The sequence below is a fragment of the Paenibacillus sp. JZ16 genome, assembly GCF_015326965.1.
Lineage (GTDB): Bacteria > Bacillota > Bacilli > Paenibacillales > Paenibacillaceae > Paenibacillus_AQ.
In genome coordinates this window covers 2,298,802-2,315,666 of record NZ_CP017659.1, presented here as the reverse complement: position 1 = coordinate 2,315,666, position 16,865 = coordinate 2,298,802, and the positions used below count along the sequence as shown (strand labels likewise).

The 16,865-nt window shown below is 53.0% G+C and carries 17 protein-coding genes; 14 read left to right on the top strand and 3 right to left on the bottom strand.

Annotation, left to right across the window (positions count from 1 at the left end):
- Positions 1-114: 114 nt before the first annotated feature.
- The gene (locus BJP58_RS10525) at positions 115-1,527 is read left to right on the top strand and encodes a L,D-transpeptidase (protein ID WP_194543878.1); all 1,413 of its coding nucleotides are present in this window, start codon (positions 115-117) and stop codon (positions 1,525-1,527) included.
- Here the strand turns inward: BJP58_RS10525 and BJP58_RS10520 are convergent.
- Positions 1,524-1,661: a hypothetical protein gene (locus tag BJP58_RS10520; protein ID WP_015736685.1), complete on the bottom strand. Its 138-nt coding sequence runs from the start codon at positions 1,659-1,661 to the stop codon at positions 1,524-1,526. The two genes, BJP58_RS10525 and BJP58_RS10520, sit on opposite strands and share 4 nt — an antisense overlap.
- Positions 1,662-1,857: 196 nt before the next feature.
- On the opposite strand from BJP58_RS10520, the gene BJP58_RS10515 reads away from it, so the two are divergent.
- From BJP58_RS10515 to BJP58_RS10505, 3 genes are read left to right on the top strand one after another with little or no spacing between them, the layout of a single operon-like run.
- On the top strand, positions 1,858-2,952 hold the full coding sequence (locus BJP58_RS10515) for a quinone-dependent dihydroorotate dehydrogenase (RefSeq protein WP_194544902.1): 1,095 nt from the start codon (positions 1,858-1,860) through the stop codon (positions 2,950-2,952).
- Positions 2,953-2,977: 25 nt separating this feature from the next.
- Positions 2,978-3,790 carry a GTP diphosphokinase gene (locus BJP58_RS10510; RefSeq protein ID WP_194543877.1) on the top strand — a complete coding sequence of 271 codons (813 nt, stop codon included), beginning with the start codon at positions 2,978-2,980 and terminating at the stop codon, positions 3,788-3,790.
- Complete coding sequence (locus BJP58_RS10505) at positions 3,780-4,223, top strand: DUF309 domain-containing protein (protein ID WP_194543876.1); 444 nt, start codon at positions 3,780-3,782, stop codon at positions 4,221-4,223. The genes BJP58_RS10510 and BJP58_RS10505 overlap by 11 nt, the downstream gene beginning before the upstream one ends.
- Positions 4,224-4,306: 83 nt before the next feature.
- Here the strand turns inward: BJP58_RS10505 and BJP58_RS10500 are convergent, their stop codons facing one another.
- Positions 4,307-4,762: a PCYCGC motif-containing (lipo)protein gene (locus BJP58_RS10500; protein WP_071223092.1), complete on the bottom strand. Its 456-nt coding sequence runs from the start codon at positions 4,760-4,762 to the stop codon at positions 4,307-4,309.
- Positions 4,759-5,286 (bottom strand): thioredoxin family protein, encoded by a 528-nt coding sequence (locus BJP58_RS10495; RefSeq protein ID WP_194543875.1) that lies wholly within the window; start codon positions 5,284-5,286, stop codon positions 4,759-4,761. The genes BJP58_RS10500 and BJP58_RS10495 overlap by 4 nt, the downstream gene beginning before the upstream one ends.
- A 159-nt stretch (positions 5,287-5,445) precedes the next feature.
- On the opposite strand from BJP58_RS10495, the gene BJP58_RS10490 reads away from it, so the two are divergent.
- The 10 genes from BJP58_RS10490 (at position 5,446) to BJP58_RS10445 (ending at position 16,857) form a co-directional block, all read left to right on the top strand.
- Positions 5,446-7,050 carry an RsmB/NOP family class I SAM-dependent RNA methyltransferase gene (locus BJP58_RS10490; RefSeq protein WP_194543874.1) on the top strand — a complete coding sequence of 535 codons (1,605 nt, stop codon included), beginning with the start codon at positions 5,446-5,448 and terminating at the stop codon, positions 7,048-7,050.
- Complete coding sequence (locus BJP58_RS10485) at positions 7,047-7,799, top strand: pseudouridine synthase (protein ID WP_194543873.1); 753 nt, start codon at positions 7,047-7,049, stop codon at positions 7,797-7,799. Before BJP58_RS10490 ends, BJP58_RS10485 begins: the two co-directional genes overlap by 4 nt.
- Positions 7,800-7,837: 38 nt before the next feature.
- Positions 7,838-8,638, top strand: a complete 801-nt coding sequence (locus BJP58_RS10480; protein WP_194543872.1) for a Cof-type HAD-IIB family hydrolase — start codon at positions 7,838-7,840, stop codon at positions 8,636-8,638.
- Positions 8,639-8,900: 262 nt separating this feature from the next.
- A complete protein-coding gene (locus tag BJP58_RS10475; protein ID WP_194543871.1) occupies positions 8,901-10,115 on the top strand; it encodes a helix-turn-helix domain-containing protein in 1,215 nt (404 codons plus the stop codon).
- Positions 10,116-10,163: 48 nt separating this feature from the next.
- The gene (locus BJP58_RS10470; RefSeq protein WP_194543870.1) at positions 10,164-11,234 is read left to right on the top strand and encodes an ABC transporter substrate-binding protein; all 1,071 of its coding nucleotides are present in this window, start codon (positions 10,164-10,166) and stop codon (positions 11,232-11,234) included.
- Between the two features lie 13 nt (positions 11,235-11,247).
- On the top strand, positions 11,248-12,123 hold the full coding sequence (locus tag BJP58_RS10465; RefSeq protein ID WP_194543869.1) for an alpha/beta hydrolase: 876 nt from the start codon (positions 11,248-11,250) through the stop codon (positions 12,121-12,123).
- Entirely contained in the window at positions 12,104-12,889 is a 786-nt protein-coding gene (locus BJP58_RS10460) for a 2,3-dihydro-2,3-dihydroxybenzoate dehydrogenase (RefSeq protein WP_194543868.1), read from the top strand. The genes BJP58_RS10465 and BJP58_RS10460 overlap by 20 nt, the downstream gene beginning before the upstream one ends.
- A 69-nt stretch (positions 12,890-12,958) precedes the next feature.
- Positions 12,959-14,203: an isochorismate synthase DhbC gene (gene dhbC, locus BJP58_RS10455; protein ID WP_194543867.1), complete on the top strand. Its 1,245-nt coding sequence runs from the start codon at positions 12,959-12,961 to the stop codon at positions 14,201-14,203.
- Positions 14,204-14,206: 3 nt separating this feature from the next.
- On the top strand, positions 14,207-15,859 hold the full coding sequence (locus tag BJP58_RS10450; RefSeq protein WP_194543866.1) for a (2,3-dihydroxybenzoyl)adenylate synthase: 1,653 nt from the start codon (positions 14,207-14,209) through the stop codon (positions 15,857-15,859).
- Between the two features lie 20 nt (positions 15,860-15,879).
- Positions 15,880-16,857 carry an isochorismatase gene (locus BJP58_RS10445; protein WP_194544901.1) on the top strand — a complete coding sequence of 326 codons (978 nt, stop codon included), beginning with the start codon at positions 15,880-15,882 and terminating at the stop codon, positions 16,855-16,857.
- The last annotated feature ends 8 nt before the right edge of the window (positions 16,858-16,865 follow it).

The following is a 16,865-nucleotide window of genomic DNA, read 5'->3' as shown; positions in this document are numbered from 1 at the left end:
TGCCCGACAAAGGCAGGGGGCGTTTTTTCGTATCCACGATTCATACATAATTGGAGCGTATATTCCGATATACAGGATAATAGAGGTAAAAATGTCATAAAAGGAGGCTCCCGAATGAACAATTCGCTGTACCTCAAAAGATATGTGGAGACGCATCCTGATAATAAAATGGCCTGGTATCTGCTCGGCAAGGAATATGAGCAGGCCGGCGAACAGGGGAAGGCAAATTACTGCTATAACAAGGCGGAGGGGGTCTATGAAGCCTTCGAGCTTAGCCAGGTTCCGTCCGATATATGGAAAAATTACGAACAGCGCTTATTGGAGATGGAGAAGGATAAGGACCGCAGGCGAAAAAGAACCCGACGGTTGCTTGCTGCGCTGGTATTGTTGCTGCTCGTATTTCTTCCTTCGGCCCAGGCGCCGGGCTCCGTTCCGGGGGATTTTGCATCCGATGTGTTCCCGCCGAATGAACCCGTATCCGCCTCGGTCGCTAACAACGAGAAGCGGGATTCGCGTAAAGAACCGCTGTACATCGCCGTTGCTTCCGGCCAGGGAAAGGATTCCGCCGGCGCACTGTCCTCATTGCTTCGGCATCCTCAGGAATTGCCGAATTGGTCGGTTGCACTGGGGATGAAGCCATCCGGCAAGTGGCAGTTATGGAGCAAGGACATGGAGCGTTTATACGGATTGCATCGGGACGCAAAGGGCGCCATTGCGATCCAGCCATATGAAGGAGCGGCATTGGAGTGTGAATGCGAGCCTGCGGATAGTTCGAAGCTTAAGCGAAGCGCGGGGCAATGGGCGGATCTGCAAGTCGAAACGGCCGTGCTGCAGGAAGCGGCCAACCAGTATAAGGCTCGGCATGGGCGCCTGCCTAAAAGCTTGAATGAATTGACGCAGCCGTATCCGAACAATTGGCTGTCCGGCCGATCGAAAGCCATGGAGGAGATGTTCGGAGCTTTAATGAAGCATAAGGCCCAAGGAGCAGGCGGCCATGAGGACCAGCCGGGGCAGCAGCCGCCTTGGAACGATCCGAAAGAGACGGGATACTGGGGGACATCGCCGAATGGGGATCCTTTTTTTGAGCAGCCGCTTCAGGTCATCATCGACCGGAAACATCATCGGCTAGCCGTTGTCAGCGGGACCGTCATGCTGCGCAACTATGCGGTCGGGCTCGGGGGAGCGAAAACGCCGCTGGGTGATTTTCATATCAATGACAAGGTTGTGAATCCGAACGGGACCACGAAGGGCCCCTATGGAACGCGGGGAATGCAGCTGTCCGATACGTTGTACGCCATACACGGTACGCTGGACGTGGACAGTATCGAAGCGAATGAATCCGAGGGCTGTATCCGTATGCTTAAGGAGGATGTGGAGGAGCTGTTTGATCTGGTTCCGATGGGAACCGTTGTGAAAATTCGGGAAGGGGTTCTGCCCGAGGGCCTGTGGACGCCGAAAGATCGCTTCAAGCTCAAGCTTGCCCAGGGGCAGACCAACCCGGGCAAGGTGTATCACTGGCTGGATTAAGGCTGGGCGATCACAATCAGAACAATAATCAGGATAATAAGAAGAGCGATGCCGGAGCTGATCCATAGTATGGCCTTCTTATTAACCTCTTCTTTTTTCTGCTGCAAGGTCGGAGGTTTACGTTTGGCTGACATGTGCTTCCCCTCTTTCTCTCATGATCGTGATAATGATTTGTACAATCTTCCTTTATTGTAAGGCGTTTGTCCCGAAATTGCCATATCGCTTTCTCGCCGGGATGATCGCCCGGTTTATGCTGAAGAACTTTCTTTTTGAGGCAGAAACGGATAAACTGAAGGATAGAGAAATAACTGGATGAGAGGAAGAGTGGATGTGCTGTACCGCAACATAGGCAAACCTATATTTTTCAAACTCGATCCCGAGAAAGCTCACCACCTTGTGGTTGGCGGCCTTGGACGTGCCTCCGGCGTGGTTGGCGCAGACGCTGTCATGCGAGGGATGTACGGTGTTAGCGAAACACCGGATTTGGCAGTAGACCTGTTCGGGCTTCATTTCCCGACACCGGTCGGACTTGCCGCCGGATTGGATAAAAACGCTCAGGCCGTCAAAGGATTCTCCTCCATCGGCTTCGGATTTATGGAAGTAGGCACGGTGACCCCGAAGGGACAACCGGGCAATGAACAGCCGCGATTGTTCCGGCTTCCTCCTGACGAGGCACTCATCAATCGGATGGGCTTCAACAACGAAGGGGCCGAGGCGATGGCAAAGAGGCTGTCCGCACTCAAGGAACGCCGCATCCCGGTTGCCGTCAACATCGGGAAGAACAAGGCGACTCCGAACGAGAAAGCCAACGGTGATTACGAAGCTTGCATTCAAGCTTTATTTCCGTATGGCGATTTTTTTGTTGTCAATATCAGTTCCCCGAACACGCCGGACTTGCGCAGCCTTCAGCATGGGAGCGAATTGTCATCCCTGCTGGAAGCCGTGAAGAACGAAATGTCCCGCCAAGCGAAGATTCATGGAGGCGAGAAGGCCGTTCTGGTGAAGATTGCGCCGGATGTGAGCGATGAGGAACTGGAATTCATGGTGGATACGATCAGCGCAAGCGGCGTTTCCGGCATTATCGCCACGAATACGACACTATCGCGGGATGGATTGACGCACGGTAACGCCAAAGAAACCGGCGGCCTTAGCGGTAAACCGCTGCGTAACCGTTCGACGGAGATTGTATCCCGGATATACAGGCAGACCGGCGGTGCCCTTCCGATTATCGGGTCTGGCGGGATTTTCACGGCAAGTGATGCTTATGACAAAATACGCGCAGGCGCAAGCCTGGTGGAGATTTATACAGCACTTATCTATGAAGGGCCTGAGGTGAACCGCAAGCTTCATTCCGGTCTCCGGGAGCTGCTTGCACGGGATGGCTTCAGCCATATTTCCGAAGCCGTCGGCGCTAATCATCGGTAATGGGGTAAAGACAGGAGGCAAGGCGATGGACGTTAGAGACTGGGGAACATTTTTGCTTCCGTATGAGCAGACCGTTGAGGAATTGAAGGTTAAATTCAAGACGATGCGTTCCGAACTGAAAAAAAGAGAGGAATACGCACCGATCGAATTCGTAACGGGTCGCGTCAAACGGATCTCGAGCATACTGGACAAGGCGAAACGCCTCGATGTGCCGATGGACGAGTTGGAAACCGGGATTGAGGATATCGCAGGCATTCGGATTATGTGTCAGTTCGTGGAGGATATCCGGCGGGTAGCCGAATACATCCGGGCACGGAAAGACCTGACCGTATTATATGAGAAAGATTACATTACCAATTTCAAAGAGAGTGGCTATCGGAGCTTTCATATGATTATTGAGTATCCGGTGCAAACGGCTCTGGGGCAAAAGAAAGTGCTTGCCGAAATTCAGATCCGCACACTGGCCATGAATTTCTGGGCTACGATTGAGCATTCGCTTAGCTACAAGTACCGGGAAAGTCTGCCGGATGACATTCGGGCGCGGCTGAAGAAAGCCGGAGAAGCGGCGAATACGCTGGATACGGAAATGTCGAGCATCCGGGAGGATATATTGGAGGCGCAGCGCCAGTTCGAGGATGATTCCAATATTACGACACAGGTGCTGAACGCGATTCACAAGCTGTATTTCTTTCATCTGGTCAATGAGGCGATTGCTTTTCAGAGCCGGTTTAACACGCTATTTCAGGATCATGACCTGGATGCGATGAAGGTGCTTCTGGACGAGGTGAAGGAGATGCTGGCCGAAGCCAAGAAGAAAGTAAACGAGCATGAGTTATGAACCGCTGTATGTCGCTTACCTCGTTTACTTTAACCGGGATCAAGACTACTTCGAATGCCATGAGGTGCTAGAGGAACTGTGGCTCGCGCGGGACCGCGATCCAAGGTATAAGGGGCTTCTGCAAGTAGCCGTCGGGCTTTTCCATTTCCGGAACAATAACGTTAGAGGAGCATATAAAATGTTCATAAGCGCTGTATCGCGCCTCGAGCGTTATCCTGGCGATGAACTGGGAATCTCGATGGGGAAGCTAGTGAGCGAAGTTCGGGAATACGCCGAGCAGTTATCTTCGTATGACGTTCGTCCGTTTCCCTACAGGGATTTGACGATCGAAATTGGGGATACTGAGCTTATGCAGGCAGTTCAGTTGGCATCGGAGCGCATCCAGCCGAACATTCCGCAGCGGCGAAAGCCGGAGCGGGCACATTCCAAGTAATTGTGGGAACAAGTGAAAAAAGAGCTACCTGTCTGTAGAGTAATCTACTTTTGGGCAGCTCTTTTTTTAGGATCATTATAGGATCAGGATTCGGTACCTTTATATTTGTTATCGATGAACTCCTTGATTTCCTCGACGGATTTTCCTTCGTCATGAAGCCGTTTGGCATCCTGCAGCTCGGTCAGGCAGATGCCGCACTGGGCGCCATGGTCCGTCCATTTGACTTCGCCGTCCTTATTCTCGGCGATGAAGCAGCGATGGAGGGAATCATGATAGCCGGTCTCCTCGTCCATGCAGCCGCAATAACATTTGATTTCCTTGATAATGTCCTCAAGTTCGCCGACCGTAGCATAGGTTGCTTGCGTATTGTCGGTATAATTGGACAGAAACTCCGGCATCACCGTCAGGCTGGCCGTTGTCTCGTATCGTTCGGAATCGGCGCCGTGCTGATGCCCGGCAGCGGATTCTTTACCGCCGCATGCAGTCAGCAGCATGCCCGAAATGACAAAGGTAAAGAGGATGGCGCGAGTGCGGTTCATTTCGTCACGCTCCCCTTGTATTTATCCAGGAATTGCTTGAAGTCATCGATGGAGTAGCCTTCACTGGAACCTTCCGGTTTCAATCCGCCGACCATGCGTTCTTTCTCTGCGCCGTTCTCGAAGTAGACCAGCGTCGGGGTGAACTCAATGTTGTATTCTCTCCAGCCTTCCTGATATTCGCGAAGGTTGTACTGGTGCATCGTAATGCCGGCATCATCCGCCAAAGGCATCAGTTCCGGGGTCGTCGCACGACAGTGCGGACAGTCGGATGCAAAGAAGTACACAAAGAAATTCTCTTTGTTGTCGACCTTGCTCTTCAGCTGATCCGGCAAAATGATTTGCTGGTAGTTCGGATCATTAAGGAGCTCCTGCGTAGCCGGGTTCAGGCTGGAGACCTTCTTACCGCCGTACAATTCGCTTGCTGCTCCTTGACCGTTCAAGAAAACGAGTGCAGCAATCAATAAGACGAAGACTCCGCCGAAGGCGTATAATGCGGTGTATTTATTCTTTTTTTTGCGGTTCATGGATCCACCCCCTAATGATTAATAATAAATAAGGACTTGTCCTTTTTAATGTAGTTTATTATACAATATTAAAAGTCGAAGCGGAACATGCGAATGTCTGCTTCAGCACAGTGAAAATATACTTCAAACGATACGATACAGAACAGGTAGGTACCTTGTATGGCATTACGACTGCCCTCGCCGTTTCTGGCGAAGATGAAATCGCTGCTTGGCGAAAACTATGACAATTTTATGAAGTCTTACGAACTAGCTCCGAATGCCGGCATTCGGGTGAATACGCTGAAGATCAGCAGAGAGGAATTCATGAAGTTGTCCCCCTTTGACCTTGCGCCCATCCCCTGGTGCTCAACCGGTTACTATACTCAGGCCGGGGAGCGTCCGGGACGGCATCCTTACTATCATGCGGGATTATATTACATCCAGGAGCCTAGCGCGATGGCTCCGGTCGAACTGCTTGGCGTAACGCCGGGGGATTTGGTGCTGGACCTGTGCGCGGCTCCAGGCGGCAAATCTACGCAGATTGCGGCGAAGTTGAATGGGCAGGGAGTGCTCGTCAGCAATGATCTGCATCCGGATCGCACCAAAGCACTGGCCAAGAATCTGGAGATGTACGGCGTTCGGAATGCGGTGGTGCTGAATGAGGACCCGGATCGGATTGCCGGGGCTTTTCCCGAATTTTTCACGAAAATATTGATTGATGCTCCCTGTTCCGGCGAAGGGATGTTTCGCAAAGACGAGTCCATGCTGAAGTACTGGGACGAATCCTCTCCACTCAAGTTTGCGGATATGCAGCGGGACATCCTGAAATCGGCGGCAGCCATGCTCCGCTCGGGAGGCCGGCTGGTGTATTCCACCTGTACCTTCTCGCCGGAGGAGAATGAAGGGATGATTGCCGAGTTTCTGAGCGAACATCCGAATTTTCGCGTGGTCCCGGTGGAGCATTCGGAAATCTTTTCCCCGGGAGAAACGGACTGGATGGCGGGTGAAGGGAATGTGAAGGACGATGTGCTTAAGCAGCTTGCCGGTACTGCTCGATTATGGCCGCATAAGGTTAGAGGCGAAGGGCATTTCATGGCCGTGCTTCAGCGGGACGGCGAGCTGGATAAACGTGAAGTTGAACAGGAACAAGCTCCAATATTCAATTCGGGCACCTTGGCCAATGAATCGCTTGCTATTTCCTCCCGAGCGGAGCATCCCCGTGAGCGTAAAGGAAAAGCGGCTTTCAAGGAGGAGCGCCCGGGTAAACCCGGGAAATACGGTAAAGATGCAGCGCGCCAACAGGCATCCCGCCGGAGCGTAATAGATTCTCAATCGGGTTCGGTTTCGATTAATCGGTTCCAAGCGTTTATCCGCGAGCAGCTGGATTTGAAGCTGACCGGATATCCTGTAACCTACGGGAACCATGTGTATGTATCACCCCTGCCGGAAGAGCGTCTGAAGCAGCTCAAAGTGATTCGACCCGGGTGGTACATGGGACAGTTGAAGAATGAACGGTTTGTACCTGGACATCCCTTGGCTACAGCGCTGCAAGCGGATGAGGCTGTTCGATATGTCAGCCTGTCCTCCGAGGACGGAGAAGCGGTCCGGTATTTGAAAGGGGAAACCTTGTCGATTCCGGAAGAGCGCGTGATTCGTCGATCGGGTGCTGAAGCGAAGGGTTATGTGTTAGTGTGTATAGACGGATATTCAGCCGGTTGGGCCAAATGGCAGACAGGAATATTGAAGAATGAGTATCCGGCAGGGTGGAGGTGGACATCGATATGAGTGCTAAAGGCAGAACAACGCTAAGATTGGACAAGGTGCTATCCAATCTTGGATTCGGCTCACGGGCCGAATTGAAGAAAAAGGCCAAACAAGGGAGCATCGTGGTCAACGGAACGGTGATGAAGGACCCCGGTAAACATGTTGATCCTTATACGGATATCATCGAGTTTGAGGGGGAGACCGTGCAGTACCGGGAATTCATATATCTCATGCTGCACAAACCGCCTGGCGTCATTTCGGCGACAGAGGATCTTCGTGACCGAACGGTGCTGGATCTCCTGGATGAGGAATATCTGATCTTCGAGCCGTTTCCGGTGGGCCGATTGGATAAGGATACGGAGGGATTGCTGCTGCTTACGAATGACGGTAAATTGGCCCACGAGCTGCTGTCGCCGCGGAAGCATATCCCGAAAACCTATGAAGCGATGGTAGAGGGCAGGGTGGACGATGAGGACGTGCGAATGTTTGCTGCGGGAGTTACCTTAGATGACGGGTACGTGACCTTGCCCGGAGAGCTGGTGATCCATTCCCATGAGGAACGAGGCGATGGAGTCCAGCTGTCCCGCATCTCGCTGACGATCCATGAAGGGAAATTTCATCAGGTCAAGCGGATGTTTGAGGCAGTTGGCAAAAAAGTCGTGTATCTCAAAAGAGTCAGCATGGGCGAACTTCGTTTGGATGAAAATCTCGAGATCGGAGCGTACCGGGAGCTGACCGAGCATGAACTGTCTTTGATCGGAAGGGCATGATTACGATAGAGAAATAGAGACTAAAGGATGGATGGAGAATGGCATATAAATTGGTAGCACTTGATGTGGATGGAACGCTGCTGAATGATGATCATGAAATCACGGAGAAAACGAGGAACACCGTGATGGAAGCCGCAAAACAAGGCGTGGAAATTGTACTGTGCACAGGCAGAGGACCGCTGAATTCGATTCCTTTTATGAAAAGCATGGGTTTAGGCGGTTATGTTATCAGTCATAATGGTGCGGCAACGGTAGAAGTGGAGACCCATAACATCGTGCATCAGTTCGGCATGGACCCGATTCAGCTTGAGCCTTTCATGCAATACTGCCGTGAGCACGGGGTGCATTTTGATGTGAACACCGCCTTTGAGATGTATGTGGACCAGGTGGAGGAGCTTGCCGGTCCGGTTCGTTCGATGTACGAGAACTATTTGATGCTGCCAAGCAACCTGCCGTCATGGGAGGAGCTGTCAGACCCGGTCGTCAAATTTACGGTCTTTGGCGAATCCGCCGATATCGACCGTGTCTATGCGGATTGGAGTCAGTGGACTCTTCCCTTCAACATGCTGCGAAGCGGAGAATACTTCATCGATCTCATGCATAGCCAAGCATCCAAGGGGAGTGCGCTTCAGCAGCTGGCTGCAAGAAGAGGTTATGAGCCGGACGAGGTGCTTGCCATCGGCAATTATTTCAACGATATTACGATGCTGTCCTACGCCGGAATGGGGATTGCGATGGATAACTCTCCGGTCGAGGTCAAGGCTGCAGCCAATGCGGTGACAACCTCGAATAACGAGGACGGCGTACACGAGGCATTGGTGAAATACTGCTTGTCGTAAATCGATTATTTTATACATGAGAACCCGCCACAGGACACTTGGCAAAAGTGCCTGATGACGGGTTTTTTGCGTGGATTGGAGCCTGTTAACAGGTATCGCGCGGGGCATGGGGTTAAGCATTTCCTTCCAAATTTGGATTGACACGATGGAAATGGCATGCTATTTTTATAAATGAAAATGATAATCATTATCAATTAATTAAGACTGGTCAACATGCCTGCATAGCCTGCAACTCGTTTTATCGTAAAAAAGGAGGCAATTCATGAGTGTGGAAGAAGAGCTGAAAATAGATAGCCTATCGGATTCGGATCGTAACGGGAGAACCAGCCTGGTTGAGATTAAGGAGTATATAGATTGCCATTATAAAGAGGCGATTACCATTGGCCAATTAGCCAGTATGGCTAATATTTGTCCTAAGTACTTTGTGGATTTATTTAAAAAGACATTCGGCCAAACCACAATCGATTACCTGACCCATGTTCGTATGAATCATGCCAAGCGTTATTTGGCCGAATCCGACGAACGGCTTCGTGACATCGCACAGCGAGTCGGTTACAAAGATGAGTTCTATTTCAGCCGTATTTTTAAAAAGAAGGTGGGCATGTCGCCGTCCGAATATGCCCGAAATTCGAGGCAGCTAATCGCGGCCTGTTCCTCCTCTATCATCGGGCAGTTGGTAGCACTGAATGTTATTCCTGCGGCTGCGCCTCTTGATGCGAAGTGGACCCCGTTTTATTACAATGCGTATCATTCGGAGATCAAGTCCCGCTTGAAGCTGACGTCTCCTTATCCGGACAGCCGCTTCGAGGAGAATATCGAGCAGCTGTTCCGTGCAAAGCCTGACGTTATTATTGGCATGGACCATCTCGGTCCGGAGGAAATCACCAAGCTGGGGCATATTGCCCCTACCTTGATTGTTCCGTCTCATGCAGGGTGGAGGAAGCAGCTGGAGCGTATCGCAACGTTTCTGAATAAAGAAGAACAGGCACAATCCTGGATAGAACAGTATGAACGAAGGGTGCAGTTCGCACGCTCCCGAATGCGGCAAGTCGTGGGGAGCGTGCGTGTTATAGCGCTGCGAATATATGGACAAAGCTTGTATGCATATGGTAACCGGGGACTCGAGGAGGTGCTGTATCAGGATCTGCAGCTCAAGGAAGCCTCCGGTCTGGATACCACGCGTAATCAACAGATCACGCTGGAAGATTTGCAACAGCTCAATCCGGACCGCATCCTGATCGCGGTATGCCCTGAAGCCACATCACGCCGTTATTGGCTTGCACTGCAGCATTCTGCGAAATGGCAGACACTCCGAGCTGTCACTCGAGGCAGCGTCTACATGATCTCGTCCGATCCGTGGTTCGAATATTCCGCGCTTGCCGTGACGAGAATGCTGGATGAGGCATTGCTGTTGTTTACAGGAGATAGTCCAAACGGAGTTCTGGATAAAAGCCATGGTGAATCGTTTGCCACGTAATATATACTCTACTTAATTGAGAATCATTATCACAGGAGGAGATACATTGTGGCAGAACGTTTTAATCGCCGAAAAAGAAGTTGGAGAATCAAAATATCAGCACTTGCGTGCTGTGTCATCGTCATAGGCTTGTTGTCAGGCTGTGGAGAGAAGGTGGATTCCGAAGCGGCGGGCGGCGATCAGCCGGCAGCGAAGACCGCGGCGGTGGAAACGTCCGGTCAGGCAGGTAGCAGTCAAGCGCCGACGGAGGAACCAGGGACGAACCGGGAGGAGACGCCCGCGGAGAAGGAGCGGACGGTAACGGATGAGCTTGGGCATGAAGTGAAGATTCCGGCAGACGTGAGAAACGTGTTCGCACCGAACATGGAGGACTCTTTGCTGAAACTCGGCGTGAAGCCTGTTGCACAATGGGCGAACGGCAAGATGGGACACACCTATTTGCAGCAGGAGCTGGACGGCGTTCCCCTGATTGATTTTTCAGGAGGCTTACCTTCACCGGAAGCTCTGATGTCCTACGAGCCGGACCTTATCGTGCTCCATACCGAAACTTATGCAGCGGACGGTACATATGAGAAGTACGCCAAAATCGCGCCAACGTACGTGTTCAAAAATGCATCCGGGAATGTCGAGAAATCGCTGATCACCTTGGGGGATCTGCTTGGGAAAGCGCCCGAGGCCGAGACCGCCCTAAAGGATTACCAGCAAAAAGCAAGTGAAGCGAAGGCTAAGCTGAGTTCCGTGGTGGGGGACAAGAACGTTGCCATCATTCGTTTTGCACCTAGAGGCGTCAGTTTGATGGGCGGAAATTATCTCTGCGGCTTTGTGATCCATCAGGACCTGGGACTGGGCAAATCCAAGCTGGTCGAGAACGAGAATGCAGCTAACATCTCGCTGGAGATACTGCCGCAGCTGGATGCGGACTATATTTTTGTCATTAACGCCTATGATCAGGGAACGGAGCGTTTAAAGGAAATGACGGAAAGCCCGATTTGGAAGGGCATGCCGGCCGTCAAGAACGGGCAGGTCTATGAAGCGAATAACGAATACTGGCTGGGAAGCGGCCTGATCGCCTACGAGAAAATCGTGGATGATGTTGTTCGCTCCATTACGGGTCTATAGTGGGAGGCACGACATGAGCAATCATACGCCTTCCGTTGATATGCTGCGGCGCAGCGTAGAGCTGCCCCATGCGGAGCATTGGGTGATGCGCTCGAGGGCAAGGAAGCGCCGCTATCGAATCATTGCCGCACAGCCGATGGGGCAGGCTCCGCCGTCAGGATATCCGGTCATCTATCTGTTAGACGGCAACAGCGTGTTTCACACGATGGTCGAAACGCTGCGCCTGCAGTGCCACAGACCGGACAAAACAGGGATACTGCCGGCGGTCGTAGTCGGCATCGGTTACGAGACGGAGGGGCAGTATGCTCCGGACCGGTTCTATGATTACACGCCCTACCCCAACACGAACTTTAAGCACAAGTGGGATAGCGCCTCCGTCCCGGAACAGGGCGGAGCGGCTGAATTCCTGCAATTCATCGAGGAGGAACTGAAACCGCAGATCGAGAGCGAATTTAACATCGATTGCCGTCGTCAGACGATATTCGGCCATTCCCTTGGCGGGCTGTTCACGCTCTATGCCATGTTCAGCAAACCGCAGGCATTCTCGTGTTATATCGCGGGCAGCCCTTCTATCCATTGGAATCAGGAATATTTACAAGAGCTGGAGCAGCGCTTTGTCGAACGCGTCAAGGAAGAGCCTTGCCATGTTCGACTGCTGCTTGGCGCAGGAGAGCACGAGAGGTCCCATGTCACCGGCAATTGCATCAGCGCATCCGAGCTCGCCGAGCGTCTGGCTGCTGTGTCTGCGTATGGCATCCAAGCCGAATTCAATCAGTTTGAGGATGAGGGACATCTTTCAGTGCTGCCTGTCCTCATTAGCCGAGGGTTACGATTTGCACTTTTTCCTCAAGATGAAGGAGGTGATCACCTTGAAGTTAACAGGTATTAGCGGGAAAGTAGCCCTCGTGACCGGTGCCGCCCAAGGGATTGGCGAAGCGGTGGCACGAGCCCTCGCCCGGCAAGGAGCTGTCGTTGCGGCATGCGATCAGAAGGAAGCCGAGTTGATCCGCCTTACGGCCGATCTATGCAGCTCAGGTGTACAGGCTGCGGCTTACAGGGCAAATGTCAGCTGCAGTGCCGAGGTTGAAGAGATGATCGAGCGGATTGAGGAGGAGCTCGGTCCGATCGAGATTCTCGTTAACGTTGCCGGAGTGCTGCGAATCGGTGGAGTTGAGTCGCTTCGTGACGAGGATTGGCAGGAGCATTTCAACGTCAACACCAACGGCGTATTCTATACGTCACGCTCCGTCGTAAGGCGGATGGCGAGCCGTAATTCCGGAGCTATCGTGACCGTGAGCTCGAATGCCTCCAAAGTTCCGCGGGCCCAGATGTCGGCTTATGCGGCATCCAAGGCAGCGTCTACGATGTTCACGAAGTGTTTGGGGCTGGAATATGCCCGTCATCACATCCGCTGCAATGTGGTTTCCCCGGGTTCTACGGACACCGGGATGCAGCGCTTGCTATGGAAGGATGATCAGGGCGCAGAGCCCATCATCGCAGGGTCGCTGGATGATTACCGTGTCGGCATACCGCTGGGTCGAATCGCGCTTCCTTCCGATATTGCGGATGCCGTCGTATTTCTCGTATCCGATCGTGCCCGGCACATGACCATGCAGGATGTATGCGTGGATGGCGGTGCGACGTTGGGCTGCTGAGGCTTCGCGCGTTTTATTCTTTTTACTAATTCGATAAATGGTAGGCTCATAAGCAGAGAGGAGACTGAAATGTTGCACTATGAAACTCCAACCGCAGCCGAGGCTGCGCAACTTATGGAACAATACCGGGTCGGTTCGTCCTTCTTCTTCTCATCCCCGCGCAAGACGTTGTTAACGCATGGAGAGTATTCGAGACTTCCGGTTCCTTCAGGGAACGACCATAGATCATTGTCAGAACGCGTTACGGAACTGCTGGTTCGCGCCAAGCAATCGGGACGGCCGAACGCCGTTGTTGTAGGCGCCATCCCTTTTGACATAGTGAAACCGGCGAGCCTGTTTATTCCGCTTTCGGCTCAATGGCATGATTCCCTTCTATTCTCTACAGGACAAGCCCCGGAAAGGCCTCGCATTTCCAGCTATCACGTACTGTCCGTTCCCGAACCGGCGGCGTTCCAGGAAGGCGTGAACCGGCTGCTGGAGCTCATTTCTCAAAAGAAACTCCATAAAGCGGTGCTTTCCCGAACCCTGGATATCACGCTTCCTCATGCCTTGTCCATTCCTCATATATTGAATCACTTAGCTTACCATCACTCCCATGGATATACATTTGCCGTTCCATTGGCACCCGAATTGTCCCACACTTCAAGTCCGGACGCCGTTGCATCCACAAGGACGCTGTTTGGCGCTAGCCCCGAGCTGCTAATTACGAAGAAGGGGCAGCGAATCAAAGGAAATCCGTTGGCAGGCTCTGCGGCGCGAAGCGCCGATCCCGTTGAAGACCAGCGGCGGGCTGCAGCGCTGCTGTCATCCGCCAAAGACCGAAATGAGCATGCCATCGTGATTGATGCAGTGGCGTCGGCTTTGCAGCCATATTGCAGCAAGCTGGAGGTTCCTGCCGAACCTTCCCTCATCCACACGAATGCCATGTGGCATCTGTCTACCGAAATCAACGGCATCCTGAAGGATGATTCGGTAACGTCGTTGGATCTTGCCCTGGCGATGCACCCGACACCGGCGATCTGCGGCACGCCGACCGATGCGGCCAGGGATGCCATACAAGCGATTGAGCCGTTTGATCGCGGCTTCTATTCGGGGGCCGTCGGTTGGTCGGATGCTAACGGAGACGGCGAGTGGGCCGTAACGATTCGCTGCGCGGAAACAGAAGGAACCTTATTGCGGGTGTTTGCGGGAGCCGGAATCGTGTCAGGCTCCAATGCGGAAGCCGAACTGGCCGAGACGTCGGCCAAATTCCGTACGATTCTGGCAGCCATGGGCTTGAACGAACAACAGACAACGATTTTAGGGGAGGAATAAGGAATGTTGGCAGGTTGTAAGGCTTGGCCGGAGGAGTTTGCAACCCGTTATCGGGAAGAAGGATGCTGGCAGGGCGAAACGTTTGGAGCGCTCCTGCGGAAGCGTGCGGCGGAACACGGGGATCGGATTGCGATCGTGAGCGGCGATCAGCATACAAGCTATGCCGAGCTGGACAATCGGGTGGACCGCTTGGCAGCGGGATTTCTTAAGCTCGGAATCAAGGCGCGGGAACGGGTTATCGTTCAGCTTCCGAATATCGCGCCATTTTTCGATACGATATTTGCGCTGTTCCGCATCGGGGCCATTCCCGTCTTCGCCCTGCCTGTTCATCGCCGGAGCGAAATCGTATATCTATGCGGCTTCAGCGAAGCGGCCGCTTATATTATTCCGGATCAGGATTCGGGATATGATTATCGGAACTTAGCAGCTCAAGTCCAGGCATCGGTTCCTTCGCTGCGCCATGTCATCGTTGCGGGCGGCCCGGCCTCGGGGGCATTTCTGTCCCTGGATGACCTGTATCTCGATGATGCGGGCAGTCCTTCTCGCCGTTTAGACGAGGAAGGCCCCGATCCCGCCGAGGTCGCGTTCCTGCAGCTGTCCGGCGGGACGACCGGACTGCCGAAGCTTATTCCGCGCACGCATGACGACTATATTTACAGCTTGCGCATGAGCGCCGAAATCTGCTCGCTGGATAAGGATAGCGTTTATTTGGCGGTACTGCCCGCTGCCCATAACTTTCCGCTTAGCTCGCCGGGCGTGCTGGGGACGCTGTATGCGGGAGGGAAAGTCGTCCTTGCCCGGTCCGCGAGTCCGGAGGTGGCGTTCCCGCTGATCGCCTCCGAGGGCGTAACCATGACGGCGGTCGTTCCGCCCCTGGCCTTAATCTGGCTTGAGGCTGCACAGTCCCGTTCGGATGACCTGTCGAATCTGCAGGTGCTGCAGGTAGGCGGGGCCAAATTCAGCGCAGAGGCAGCCAAGCGGGTAAAAACGGTGCTGGGATGTACGCTGCAGCAAGTATACGGGATGGCGGAAGGCTTGGTGAATTATACCCGACTGGATGATCCGGAGGATATAACGGTGCATACGCAAGGGCGTCCGATGTCTCCGTATGACGAAGTGCGGCTGGTCGATGAGGATGACGTGGAGGTGGCTCCCGGTGAAGTCGGTGAATTGCTGACGCGGGGACCCTATACGATTCGCGGCTACTATAAAGCGGACAAGTTTAACGAAAAAGCCTTTACCACAGACGGTTTCTATCGAACGGGGGATCTGGCGAGTTTGACGCCTTCAGGATATCTGGTAATCGAAGGCCGTTCGAAGGATCAGATAAACCGCGGTGGCGACAAGATTGCGGCCGAGGAGGTCGAGAATCATCTGCTTGCCCATCCGAGCGTTCACGACGCAGCTGTAGTCGCCATGCCGGACGAGTATCTGGGCGAGCGGACCTGTGCCTTCGTTATTGTCCATGATGCTGCGGTTAGCGGCAATGAGCTGAAGGCTTTTCTTAGAAATAGAGGGCTAGCTGCGTACAAAATCCCGGATCGGGTGGAGTTTATGGATTCCTTCCCGCACACGGGTGTCGGTAAGGTAAGCAAAAAGAGTCTGCGTGAACTAGCGTTACAGAATCATGACGTTCGGGTGAATATGTCCAATTAACCTAGAAATGAGGAGATATGATGGCACTTCCAAAAATTTTACCTTATCCCATGCCAGGGGAGGCGGATCTGCCCAAGAATAAGGTGGCATGGACGGCAGATCCGAACCGGGCCGTGCTGCTCATCCACGATATGCAGCAATATTTCATCGATGCGTTCACTCCGGATCAATCGCCTGTCGTGGAGCTGATCGCCCATATTCAGAAACTTCGGTCCTGTTGCGCCGAGCTTGGCATTCCCGTTATCTATTCGGCACAGCCTGGCGGACAAGCACCGGAGCAGCGCGGTCTGCTGCAGGATTTCTGGGGATCCGGCATCAATGACGGTCCTTATCAGAAAAAGTTCGTGGATGCGGTGGCGCCGGACGAACGGGATCTGCTGTTAACCAAATGGAGATACAGCGCCTTCCAGAAAACCAATTTGCATGAAATGATGCGCGAGTTAGGCCGCGACCAACTGATGATCTGCGGGATATACGCCCATATTGGATGTTTGCTGACCGCAACCGAAGCTTTTATGAAAGACATTCAGCCATTCTTCATTGCAGATGCCCTTGCCGATTTCTCGGAAGAGAAGCATCGCCTGGCGCTGACTTATGCTGCCGAACGCTGCGCTGTTACGCTGACCACGGAACGTTTGGTTGCTTCGTTAACTCAAGAGCAGCGTTCTATCTCGGAGCATTCTAAAGCTCCGGGCGGAGAGGGGAATACGGGGAATTCTGCGAAGGTCCAACCGCTGCTGACGCTGCAAACGCTGCGAGAGAACGTAGCGGATTTGCTGCAGGAGCAGCCGTCAAATATTGGTGAAGACGACCATCTGATTGAGTACTGGGGGCTGGATTCCATTCGGATCATGAGTTTGGCCGAGCGGTTACGGCGCGAGGGCATCGACATCAGCTTTGTGGAAATGGCAGAGCTGCCTACATTGGCGGGCTGGTGGGGATTGCTGTCAAATAGGCTAAGCTTGTCGCGGCCTAATTATGATTATTATACGGTGTAAGGAGGGAT